This is a genomic window from Streptomyces sp. WMMC1477 (assembly GCF_027460245.1).
Classification (GTDB): Bacteria; Actinomycetota; Actinomycetes; order Streptomycetales; family Streptomycetaceae; genus Streptomyces.
In genome coordinates this window covers 4,593,840-4,605,000 of record NZ_JAPZBD010000003.1, presented here as the reverse complement: position 1 = coordinate 4,605,000, position 11,161 = coordinate 4,593,840, and the positions used below count along the sequence as shown (strand labels likewise).

At 71.6% G+C, this 11,161-nt stretch carries 11 protein-coding genes (1 of these 11 running past the window's edge); 2 read left to right on the top strand and 9 right to left on the bottom strand.

Annotated elements, in window-relative coordinates; translation table 11 throughout:
• The 3 genes from O7609_RS20600 to thyX form a co-directional block, all read right to left on the bottom strand.
• Positions 1–809 carry the 5' portion of a ribonuclease J gene (locus tag O7609_RS20600; RefSeq protein ID WP_269744016.1) on the bottom strand. It extends 877 nt beyond the left edge of the window, so only the first 809 of its 1,686 coding nucleotides appear in the window; it begins with the start codon at positions 807–809; its stop codon lies off the left edge, out of view.
• 106 nt (positions 810–915) lie between these two features.
• Positions 916–1,815 (bottom strand): 4-hydroxy-tetrahydrodipicolinate synthase, encoded by a 900-nt coding sequence (gene dapA, locus O7609_RS20595; RefSeq protein ID WP_269744015.1) that lies wholly within the window; start codon positions 1,813–1,815, stop codon positions 916–918.
• A gap of 158 nt (positions 1,816–1,973) precedes the next feature.
• Positions 1,974–2,666: an FAD-dependent thymidylate synthase gene (gene thyX / locus O7609_RS20590; protein ID WP_269744386.1), complete on the bottom strand. Its 693-nt coding sequence runs from the start codon at positions 2,664–2,666 to the stop codon at positions 1,974–1,976.
• A 242-nt stretch (positions 2,667–2,908) separates the two neighbouring features.
• Between thyX and O7609_RS20585 the strand changes: the two genes are divergently transcribed.
• A complete protein-coding gene (locus tag O7609_RS20585) occupies positions 2,909–3,148 on the top strand; it encodes a hypothetical protein (RefSeq protein ID WP_269735526.1) in 240 nt (79 codons plus the stop codon).
• A 140-nt stretch (positions 3,149–3,288) separates the two neighbouring features.
• The gene (locus tag O7609_RS20580) at positions 3,289–3,855 is read left to right on the top strand and encodes a hypothetical protein (RefSeq protein WP_269735527.1); all 567 of its coding nucleotides are present in this window, start codon (positions 3,289–3,291) and stop codon (positions 3,853–3,855) included.
• 16 nt (positions 3,856–3,871) lie between these two features.
• Here O7609_RS20580 and O7609_RS20575 read toward each other — a convergent pair whose 3' ends face one another.
• The 6 genes from O7609_RS20575 to eccD all read right to left on the bottom strand — a co-directional run bounded on the left by O7609_RS20575 (position 3,872) and on the right by eccD (position 11,130).
• Positions 3,872–4,432: a hypothetical protein gene (locus O7609_RS20575; RefSeq protein WP_269744014.1), complete on the bottom strand. Its 561-nt coding sequence runs from the start codon at positions 4,430–4,432 to the stop codon at positions 3,872–3,874.
• A gap of 12 nt (positions 4,433–4,444) precedes the next feature.
• Positions 4,445–5,200 carry a 4-hydroxy-tetrahydrodipicolinate reductase gene (gene dapB, locus O7609_RS20570; protein WP_269735528.1) on the bottom strand — a complete coding sequence of 252 codons (756 nt, stop codon included), beginning with the start codon at positions 5,198–5,200 and terminating at the stop codon, positions 4,445–4,447.
• 40 nt (positions 5,201–5,240) lie between these two features.
• A complete protein-coding gene (locus O7609_RS20565; RefSeq protein WP_269744385.1) occupies positions 5,241–6,581 on the bottom strand; it encodes a M16 family metallopeptidase in 1,341 nt (446 codons plus the stop codon).
• Between the two features lie 35 nt (positions 6,582–6,616).
• Complete coding sequence (locus tag O7609_RS20560; RefSeq protein ID WP_269737179.1) at positions 6,617–8,842, bottom strand: polyribonucleotide nucleotidyltransferase; 2,226 nt, start codon at positions 8,840–8,842, stop codon at positions 6,617–6,619.
• A 280-nt stretch (positions 8,843–9,122) separates the two neighbouring features.
• Positions 9,123–9,416: a 30S ribosomal protein S15 gene (gene rpsO, locus O7609_RS20555; protein WP_219092875.1), complete on the bottom strand. Its 294-nt coding sequence runs from the start codon at positions 9,414–9,416 to the stop codon at positions 9,123–9,125.
• Positions 9,417–9,654: 238 nt separating this feature from the next.
• On the bottom strand, positions 9,655–11,130 hold the full coding sequence (gene eccD, locus O7609_RS20550) for a type VII secretion integral membrane protein EccD (protein WP_269744013.1): 1,476 nt from the start codon (positions 11,128–11,130) through the stop codon (positions 9,655–9,657).
• Between the last annotated feature and the right edge of the window lie 31 nt (positions 11,131–11,161).

The following is an 11,161-nucleotide window of genomic DNA, read 5'->3' as shown; positions in this document are numbered from 1 at the left end:
ACCATCGAGCGGCCGACGAAGGCCACTTTGCGGCCGTGCTCGTGGGCGGCGTCGAGGATCTGCTGGATGCGGTGCACGTGGCTGGCGAAGCTCGCCACGATGATGCGCCGCTTGGCCCGGCTGAACACCTGGTGCAGGACCTGAGAGATGTCCCGCTCGGGCGGGACGAAGCCCGGGACCTCGGCGTTGGTCGAGTCGCTGAGCAGCAGGTCGATGCCCTCTTCGCCCAGCCGGGCGAAGGCCCGCAGGTCCGTCAGACGGCCGTCCAGCGGAAGCTGGTCCATCTTGAAGTCGCCCGTGTGCACGGCGAGGCCGGCCGGGGTGCGGATCGCGACGGCCAGGGCGTCGGGAATCGAGTGGTTGACCGAGATGAACTCGCAGTCGAAGGGGCCGACGCGCTCCGTGTCCCCCTCCCGCACCTCGAGGGTGTAGGGGCGGATGCGGTGCTCCTGAAGCTTGGCCTCGATGAGGGCGAGGGTCAGCTTGGAGCCGATCAGCGGAATGTCGGGCTTCTCGCGCAGCAGGTACGGGACGCCCCCGATGTGGTCCTCGTGCCCGTGCGTGAGGATGATCCCGTCGATGTCGTCCAGACGGTTCCGGATCGAGCTGAAGTCCGGCAGGATCAGGTCGATGCCGGGCTGCTCCTCCTCCGGGAAGAGGACGCCGCAGTCGACGATGAGCAGACGGCCGCCGTACTCGAAGACGGTCATGTTGCGGCCGATCTCGCCCAGGCCGCCGAGCGGGGTGACCCTGAGGCCGCCCTTCGGGAGCTTCGGCGGGGGGCCGAGCTCTGGATGTGGATGGCTCAAGAAAGCTCCTCACCACGCACGCCACGCACCCTGCCGGGCACGTGGCGCGCGCGTTTCGTTGTGCAGGTTCAGTTGTGTCGCTATGTGGTTGTGAAGTCCTTGGTGCCTACAGCGTTACCCCGCCGGCGGCGAGATCGCGCCTCAGCTGCTCGGTCTCTTCCTCCGTCAGTTCCACCAGCGGGAGCCGCAGCGGGCCACCCGGCAGGCCCTGGCGGGCGAGGGCGGCCTTGGTGGTGATCACGCCCTGGGTGCGGAACATACCGGTGAAGACGGGCAGGAGCTTCTGGTGGATCTCCGTCGCCTTGGCGACGTCGCCGCTGGTGTAGGCCTCGAGCATCGCGCGCAGCTCGGGCGAGACGACGTGGCCGACGACCGAGACGAAACCGACGGCACCCACCGAGAGCAGCGGAAGGTTCAGCATGTCGTCACCGGAGTACCAGGCGAGGCCGGAGGCGGCGATGGCCCAGCTCGCCCGCCCGAGGTCGCCCTTGGCGTCCTTGTTGGCGACGATCCGCGGGTGCTCGGCCAGCCGGACGATCGTCTCCGTGTTGATCGGGACCCCGGAACGGCCGGGGATGTCGTACAGCATCACGGGCAGCTCGGTGGCGTCCGCGATGGCCGTGAAGTGACGGTAGAGGCCCTCCTGCGGCGGCTTGCTGTAGTAGGGCGTCACCGCGAGGAGGCCGTGCGCGCCCGCCTTCGCGGCGGCGCGGGCGAGCTCCAGGCTGTGGGCCGTGTTGTTGGTGCTGGCTCCGGCCACGACGTGCGCCCGGTCCCCGACGGCCTCCACGACCGCCCGAACGAGCTGCGCTTTCTCCGCATCGCTGGTCGTGGGCGACTCGCCGGTGGTGCCGTTGACGACGATGCCGTCGTTCCCGGCGTCCACGAGGTGAGCGGCAAGGCGCTGGGCACCGTCGAGGTCGAGCGCGCCGTCCGCGGTGAACGGCGTGACCATGGCGGTGAGGACCCGCCCGAAGGGCGTCTGCGGTGTGGAGGTCGGAGCCATGGGGTCCACGCTACTCGCAGGTGCATGCCGAACGCCCCCTCGGGGCTCACACATGGGGATCCCGGCACTGCCTGCTCGGGGGTTCAAGCAGTGCCGGGTCCGTGCCTTCAGCGTAGATGAACCCCGTGAAATACCGCAATCCGGACACAACCGACGGGTTAGGGGGCGACCCTGCCGTTCGCGTTGAAGGCGGCATGGGTCAGCGGCATGAGCCGGGCCCACTCCGCCTCCATCCGCTCGGCGACCATCTCGATCTCCCGCTGCGGGAACGAGGGCACCTTGGCCAGCTCGTGCTTGGTGCGCAGGCCGAGGAAGTGCATGAGCGAGCGCGCGTTGCACGTGGCGTACATGGAGGAGTACAGCCCCACGGGCAGGGTCGCCCGCGCGACCTCGCGCGCCACCCCGGCCTCCAGCATCTCCTGGTAGGCCGCGTAGGACTGCTCGTACGAGGCGGTCATGGCTCCCTCGACCAGCTTCAGCTGCTCCGGGGCGCCCTCGACGAACTCGTACTTGCCCGGCCGTCCCTGCTGCACGAGCTTCCGCGAGGCGTCGGGCACGTAGAAGACCGGCTCCAGCTCCCGGTACCTCCCGCTCTCCTCGTTGTAACTCCAGCCCACGCGGTGACGGTGGAACTCGCGGAAGACGAAGAGCGGGGCGCTGACGAAGAACGTCATCGAGTTGTGCTCGAAGGGGCTGCCGTGCCGGTCCCGCATGAGGTAGTTGATCAGACCCTTGGACCGCTCCGGGTCCTTGCTGAGCTCGTCCAGCGACTGCTCCCCGGCCGTGGAGACCCGGGCCGCCCACAGCACGTCGGTGTCGGCCGCGCTGTGTTTGACCAGCTCCACGGTCATGTCGCTGCGGAAGCGGGGTTCGTCGGTCACCAAGGGTCCTTCCGGATCACGTCCATCGTCGGCGACGCCCAGCCTACGGCCCGGCTCGGACGGCCCCGGCACCACCCGGCTCGGGGCAAGCAACCGCAGACCTGTCCTTGTCGTCCATATGTTTGAGGAAGTCCCCGAAATCGGGCACGCGGGCGAAACGCCGGACGTTCACCGCGTAGCCGTCGATCATGAAGAGAAGGAGCCCGGAGCCCATGTTCCGCCGAGGAGAACCCGAGCCGTTCGCCCCCGACGTGGAGGCCCAGCGGTTCCGCAGCAACGTCACGCCGCCGCCGCGGGAGCGGCCGGGCGCCGGCGTGCTGGCGGGGCGCGTGCTGTTGACGCTCGTCGTCGTGGCCGGGCTCATCGGCTCGATGCTGCTGGCCGCGCCCGCGCTGGACGTGCGGCTGGAGGAGCCCCGCGGACAGCAGCAGGAGGCGACGGAGGACCGCTGACCGGGGGCGCCCGGGTACGCCGGGCGCGCCGTGTTGTGCGCCCTGGGGTGACCGGGCGCGGACGGTCCCGATACCCTCACCGGTCACAGGGCGGGCATCCCGCCCTCCCGCACAGCCCGGATCGCGAGCGAGGACCCGTCGTGCCCCTGACCATCCTGTCGGCCGACCACGAACTGAGCGCGGGCGCCGAGATCTCCGAAGAGCCGCTGCCCTACGCGGACCGGGGCCGGTGGCGCCGCCCCTACCGTCCGGGGCCGTGGCGGGTCGGGAGCGCGGCCGTACTGCTCCTGCTGGCCGCCTACCTGCTGATCTCCGCCGTCGTCATCACCCTGGCCGGCACGCTGTCGGGCGCCGCCGTGTGCCTGGGCTCCGCGGTGGCGCTGCTGCTGGTGGCCTTGCGGGTGCTGCGGGTGGGCGTGTGGGTGAGCTCGCACGGCGTGCGGCAGGTCAGCCTGACGCACACGGTCACCGTGAAGTGGCCGAAGATCGCGGCCGTGCGCACGGTGCAGCAGCCGGTGCGCTGGCTCGGCCTTCCGCGCACCGTGCAGGGGCAGGCCGTGCTGATCGAGCGGCGTTCGGGCGAGCCGTTGCGCACGCTCGTCACCGACAGGAGCGGGGACTTCCTCGGTAAGCCGGAGAGCTTCGAGCGGGCCGCGGACGTGCTGGAGGCCTGGGCCGCCGACTACGGGCCCGGCCGGCGGGGCTGAACGGCGGGGTTCCCGGCTACCGGGTCTGCGGCGTGCCCTCGCCCTCGGCCTCCCGGCGTTCCGAGGCCGCCTGGACCGCGGAGGTCTCCCGGGCGCCGGTGGCCGGTTCCGCGGCCGCGCGTTCGGCCCGCGACGTCTCCTCGCGTCGGTGCAGCGTGATGGCGTGCCGCATGGCCTTGCGAGCCCTCGGGGTGTCGCGGGCGTCGTGGTAGGCGACGGCCAGCCGGAACCAGCTTCGCCAGTCCTCCGGTCGCTCCTCCGTCTCGGCCTGCCGACGGGCGAAGACGGCGTCGGCGGAGGCACGGTCGATGCGCCCGGAGGGGGTGCGCTCGAGCTCGTCCCGCGGCAGCCCGCCCTCGGCGTCCAGCTCCCGGGTGAGCCGTCCGGCGCTCAGGGCGAAGCGGGTGTTCTGCCACAGGAACCAGACGCCGATGAGCGGCAGCACGAGCACGGCGACGCCGAAGGTGACGGTGATCGCCGTGCCCTGCTGGATCAGCAGCACGCCCCGGCTGCCGACCAGCGCGAAGTAGACGACGAGCACCGCCGCCAGCACGAAGTACGTGATCTTGGCCCGCATGGGTGGGCCCTCCTAGTCGTCCAGGTCGAGGAAGTGTTCCAGACCGAAGGTGAGGCCGGGGGTCGAGGGCACGCGGCGGACGCCGAGGAGCACGCCGGGCATGAACGACGAGCGGTGCAGCGAGTCGTGCCGGATGGTGAGCATCTCGCCCTCCCCACCGAGGAGGACCTCCTGGTGGGCGACGAGGCCGCGCAGCCGGACCGCGTGCACGGGCACGCCGTCCACGTCGGCACCGCGGGCGCCCTCCAGCGCCGTGGCGGTGGCGTCCGGCTGCGGGGCGCAACCGGCCTCCCGGCGGGCCTCGGCGATGAGCTGGGCGGTGCGCACGGCCGTACCGCTGGGCGCGTCGGCCTTGCCGGGGTGGTGCAGTTCGACGACCTCGACGGAGTCGAAGAACCTGGCCGCCTGGCGGGCGAAGCGCATGGTGAGCACGGCGCCGATGCCGAAGTTGGGGGCGATGAGGACGCCGGTGTCCGGGGAGTCGGCCAGCTGGGCGCGCAGGGTGGCGAGGCGCTCGTCGGTCCAGCCGGTGGTGCCGACGACGGCGTGGACGCCGTTGCGGACGCAGAACTCGACGTTGGCCATCACGGAGTCCGGGTGCGTCAGCTCGACGGCCACCTGGGCCCCGGCCTCGGTCAGTGTCTCCAGCCGGTCGCCGCGGCCCAGGGCGGCGACGAGTTCGAGGTCCTCGGCGGCCTCCACGGCCTGGACGGCCTCTGCGCCCATCCGGCCCTTGGCGCCGATCACGGCCACACGCAGCTTGCTCATCGTTGGGTGTTCCTTCGGGTCGAGGCGGTACGGGAGGACGTCAGGCGACGGCGGTGTCCAGCCTGGCGGACTGCTTCTCGGTCAGCGGGCCGATGACCGACAGCGAGGGCCTCCGGCCCAGCACGTCGGCCGCGACGGAGCGCACGTCGTCCGGCGTGACGGCACCGATGCGGGCCAGCATCGTGTCGACGGACATCTGCTCGCCCCAGCACAGCTCGCTCTTGCCGAGACGGTGCATGAGGGCGCCGGTGTCCTCCAGACCGAGGACGGTGGCCCCGGAGAGCTGGCCGATCGCCCGCTGCAGCTCCTCCTCGGGCAGCCCGTTCTCGGCGACGTCGGCGAGCTGCTCGCGGCAGATCCGCAGGACGTCGTGCACCTGGCCGGGCCGGCAGCCCGCGTAGACGCCGAACAGCCCGCAGTCGGCGTAGCCGGAGGTGTGCGAGTAGACGGAGTAGGCCAGGCCGCGCTTCTCGCGGATCTCCTGGAAGAGCCGGCTGCTCATGCCGCCGCCCAGAGCGGCGTTGAGGACGCCGAGGGCCCAGCGCCGTTCGTCGGTGCGGGCTACGCCGGGCATGCCGAGGACGAGGTGGGCCTGCTCGGTACGGCGGCGCACGACGTCGAGCCGGCCGGCCGCCGTGACCCGGCGGTTGCCCGAGCGCGGGGCCAGCGGCGTGGCGTCGGTGCGGTCCAGTGCTCCGGCCCGCTCGAAGGCGGCCCGGACCCGGCGGACGACGGCCCGGTGGTCGAGGTTGCCGGCGGCGGCCACGACGAGGCGGGTCGGGTCGTAGTGCTTGCGGTAGAAGCGGGCGACCCGGTCCCGTGTGAGGCCCTCGACCGTCTCGACCGTGCCGAGGACGGGGCGGCCGAGCGGGGTGTCGCCGAAGAGGGTCCGGGCGAACAGGTCGTGCACGCAGTCGCCCGGGTCGTCCTCGGTCATCGCGATCTCCTCGAGGATGACGCCGCGCTCGGCGTCCAGGTCCTCGGGGCGGATGAGCGAGCCGGTGAGCATGTCGGAGACGACGTCGATGGCCAGCGGCAGGTCGCTGTCGAGTACCCGGGCGTAGTAGCAGGTGTACTCCTTGGCGGTGAAGGCGTTCATCTCGCCGCCGACGGCGTCCAGAGCCGCGGAGATCTCCAGGGCGCTGCGCCGCCCGGTGCCCTTGAAGAGCAGGTGCTCCAGGTAGTGGGTGGCGCCGTTGAGCGCGGGCGTCTCGTCCCGGGAGCCGACGTGGGCCCAGATGCCGAAGGTGGCCGAGCGGACGGTCGGCAGGGTCTCGGTGACGACGCGCAGCCCGCCGGGAAGCACCGTGCGGCGGACGGTTCCGGCGCCGTCCTCGCCGGGGAGCAGGGTCGTGGTACGGGCGACGGCCCGCCGCTCCATTCGGGAGGGGCGGGCCGTCGAACGGCTCGTACGCGTCACTTGGCGTCCGTGGCCTCGGCGCTCTCGCCGTCGCCGCTCTCCTCGTCCTCCAGGACGGGGACGAGGGACAGCTTGCCGCGCTGGTCGATCTCGGCGATCTCGACCTGGACCTTCTGGCCCACGCCGAGGACGTCCTCGACGTTCTCCACGCGCTTGCCGCCGGCGAGCTTGCGGATCTGCGAGATGTGCAGGAGGCCGTCCTTGCCGGGGAGCAGCGAGACGAAGGCGCCGAAGGTCGTCGTCTTCACCACCGTGCCGAGGTAGCGCTCGCCGACCTCGGGCATCGTCGGGTTGGCGATGCCGTTGATCGTGGTGCGGGCGGCCTCGGCGGCCGGGCCGTCGGCGGCACCGATGTAGATCGTGCCGTCGTCCTCGATCGTGATGTCGGCGCCGGTGTCCTCCTGGATCTGGTTGATCATCTTGCCCTTCGGGCCGATGACCTCGCCGATCTTGTCCACGGGGATCTTCACGGTGATGATCCGCGGGGCGTTGGGGGACATCTCGTCCGGGACGTCGATGGCCTCGCCCATGACGTCGAGGATGTGCAGGCGGGCATCGCGGGCCTGCTTCAGCGCGGCGGCCAGCACGGAGGCGGGGATGCCGTCGAGCTTGGTGTCGAGCTGGAGCGCGGTGACGAACTCGCGGGTGCCGGCGACCTTGAAGTCCATGTCACCGAAGGCGTCCTCGGCACCGAGGATGTCGGTCAGGGTGACGTAGTGCGTCTCGCCCTCGATCTCCTGCGAGATCAGGCCCATCGCGATACCGGCGACGGGCGCCTTGAGCGGCACACCGGCGTTCAGCATCGACATGGTGGAGGCGCACACCGAGCCCATGGACGTCGAGCCGTTGGAGCCCAGCGCCTCGGAGACCTGGCGGATGGCGTAGGGGAACTCCTCGCGGGTGGGCAGCACCGGCACGAGGGCGCGCTCGGCGAGTGCGCCGTGGCCGATCTCGCGGCGCTTCGGGGAGCCGACGCGGCCCGTCTCACCGGTGGAGTAGGGCGGGAAGTTGTAGTTGTGCATGTAGCGCTTGCGCGTCACCGGGGAGAGGGTGTCGAGCTGCTGCTCCATCCGGAGCATGTTCAGCGTGGTGACGCCCAGGATCTGGGTCTCGCCGCGCTCGAACAGAGCCGATCCGTGCACCCGCGGGATGGCCTCGACCTCGGCGGCCAGGGTGCGGATCTCGGTGACCCCGCGGCCGTCGATGCGCTTCTTCTCCTTGATCACGCGCTCGCGCACGAGCTCCTTGGTCAGGGAGCGGTAGGCCGCGGAGATCTCCTTCTCCCGGCCCTCGAACTGCGGCAGCAGCTTCTCGGCGGCGACGGCCTTGACGCGGTCCAGCTCCGTCTCGCGCTCCTGCTTGCCCGCGATCGTGAGCGCCTGGGCCAGCTCGTCGCGCACGGCGGCGGTCAGGGCCTCCAGGACGTCGTCCTGGTAGTCGAGGAAGATCGGGAACTCGCCGGTCGGCTTGGCGGCCTTGGCGGCCAGGTCCGACTGGGCCTTGCACAGCACCTTGATGAAGGGCTTCGCGGCGTCCAGGCCGGCGGCGACGACCTCCTCGGTCGGCGCCGTGACGCCGCCGCGGACCAGCTCGACGGTCTTCTCGGTGGCCTCGGCCTCCACCATCATGATCGCGACGTCACCGTCGGGCAGCACCCGGCCGGCCACGACCATGTCGAAGACGGCGTCCTCCAGCTCGGTGTGCGTCGGGAACGCCACCCACTGGCCCTTGATCAGGGCGACGCGGGTGGCGCCGATGGGGCCGGAGAACGGCAGGCCGGCCAGCTGCGTGGAGCACGAGGCGGCGTTGATGGCGACCACGTCGTACAGGTGGTCGGGGTTGAGCGCCATGACCGTCTCGACGATCTGGATCTCGTTGCGCAGGCCCTTCTTGAAGGACGGGCGCAGCGGACGGTCGATGAGGCGGCAGGTGAGGATCGCGTCCTCGGAGGGCCGGCCCTCGCGGCGGAAGAAGGACCCCGGGATCTTGCCCGCGGCGTACATGCGCTCCTCGACGTCCACCGTCAGGGGGAAGAAGTCGAGCTGGTCCTTCGGGTTCTTCGAGGCGGTGGTGGCCGACAGCACCATGGTGTCGTCGTCCAGGTAGGCCACGGCCGAGCCGGCGGCCTGACGCGCCAGACGGCCCGTCTCGAAGCGGATGGTGCGGGTGCCGAACGCGCCGTTGTCGATCACGGCCTCGGCGTAGTGGGTCTCGTTCTCCACCAGGAAAATCTCCTCGTACATTCGTCCACCGCGCGTGTCGCGGCGGACCGCGGCGGGTGGAGCGCTCCCTGTTCGGGCCGGTCTTCGATCGAAGCTCCCGGACTGTCGTACGTCCTGGTCCGTCCGGGGGCCACTACCGAGGACCGGCGTCGTGCGGGTGCGCTCCGCCTCATTCGGTTGTGGGTCGTCTCCCGTGAGCCAGCCTACAAAGATCAGGCGTCTCGCGGGGTACGACGAAGGGAGCGGTCCCGGTGACGGGAACCGCTCCCTCCATCATGACTCAGCGCGCGCCGCCGGCGGCGCCACGGCGGATGCCGAGGCGGTCGACCAGGGTACGGAAGCGCGCGATGTCCTTCTTGGCCAGGTACTGCAGCAGCCGACGGCGCTGACCGACCAGGAGGAGCAGACCACGACGCGAGTGGTGGTCGTGCTTGTGCGTCTTCAGGTGCTCGGTGAGGTCCTTGATGCGCTGGGTGAGCAGAGCCACCTGGACCTCGGGGGAGCCGGTGTCGCCCTCCTTGGTGGCGTACTCGGACATGATCTTCTTCTTCGTCGCGGCGTCGAGAGAGGACACACGCACTCCTTAGGGGTTTCTCTCCTGCCCTCGGGCAGGGCCACCGAGTGCCCCTGGTCCACTGCACAGGGGAGCTTCCGGAACTCGGGAGGCTTCTTCCGGTCCGTCGGGCGCCTACGGGAGCGCCGGCGCCGGAGCACCGTGCTGGAACAGCACCGGAGCACCGCGCACACGAACGGCCACCCGTAGCCTACACCGTCCGTGACCCCGGGCCCGCGCGGGGCCGGGGTCACCAGTGTCAGCTCGTCATGGAGCGAGCGGCGTCGTAGACGTCCAGCACGGCGAGGCACAGCGGGGTGAGGGACAGCAGGACGAGCGCGTCGAAGAGGTCGAGGAACCGGCCCCAGAACGGGGTGAGCCCCGTCCGCGGGACGATGAGCCCGATGCCGGTGACGAGGGCCGCCCCCGCCGCGAGCGCCGCGGCGAGCCACAGCGTGCGCAGGTCTCCCCCGTCCTGGGTGACCGGCGAGTTCAGCGCGAGCGCCGTGACGAGCAGCGCGACGGCGAGGATGCCCGCGGCCAGGGTGCAGGCGATCTGCGACGTGTAGCGGAAGAGGCGGGCGCGCAGCAGCAGGGCCACACCCGAGGCGAGCGCGAGGACCTGGGCCCAGACGTTGTCCGAGAAGCCGAGCGTCGTGGCGGCGCCGGCGACGACCAGGGCACAGCCGCCGACGAGTCCGAGCAGCATCTCGTGGCCGCGCCGCACCTGGCCGGAGATCCGCTCCGGGTCCACCGGGCCGGGGTCGGCCGGGGCGAACGGGTCCCCGCCGGTCATGGCCGCCGTCTCCTGGCTGGGCCGCGGCGGGGCGTACCCGATGGGGAGGCGGGCGAAGCGCGCCGAGAGTCCGGGGAGGAAGGCCATGACGCCGATGGCGAAGGGGGCGCAGACGGCCGCCCCCGTGAGGGCGTCCGCGTCGAACAGGATCATGCCGAACACGGCGAGTGTGCCGACGGCGCTCGCGAAGGCGGCGGCGACGAAGGGGGCGTCGCCTCCCGGCATGACGGCGATCAGCAGCGTGGAGGCGAGGAGCACGGCCACGCAGCCGAGGAGGAACTGCAGTCGGCCGATGCCGTGCCCGTCCATCAACGGCAGCACGCCCGAGCCGGCGACCATGGCGTGCGGCAGCGCGGCCAGACCGAGCGCCCTTCCCGCGGCCCGGTCGTCGTACACCCGGGCCCGGACGGCCGCCAGGGCCAGCAGCAGCACGGCCGTGACGCCGGCGATGATCCCGGCCAGGCTGTGCATGTCGTGACCCACCGGGTCCGCGAACCAGACGATGCCGGCCATCAGTGTCAGCAGCACGACACCGCCGACGAGCCCGGCCAGGCGCATCAGCCGGTCGTTCCACAGGGTGCGGTCGCGGGTGACGGCCGAGGCCACGGCGTCGGACACGTCGTCGAAGACGGCGGGCGGCAGCGACTCCGCGAACGGACGCAGGTTCAGCACCTCGCCGTCGAGTACGCGTTGGGCCAGGAGCGAGCGGGCGCTGTCCAGGACCGTCCCGTCCCGGCGGACCAGGCTGTACCCCACCGGAGCGCCCTCGGCCGGCGTCTGCGCGCTCAGCCTCAGGATCTCCGCGTACAGGTCCGCCACCGGAAGGTCCTCGGGCAGCGCGACGTCGATCCGACTGTCCGGCCCGACGATCGTCACCCGGCAGAACCCCGTGGTGGCGGCGGTCGGCGCCGGAGCCGACGCGCTCGCTGACGTACTCACCTAACGGCCCCCTCATCACAGTTGCGCACGC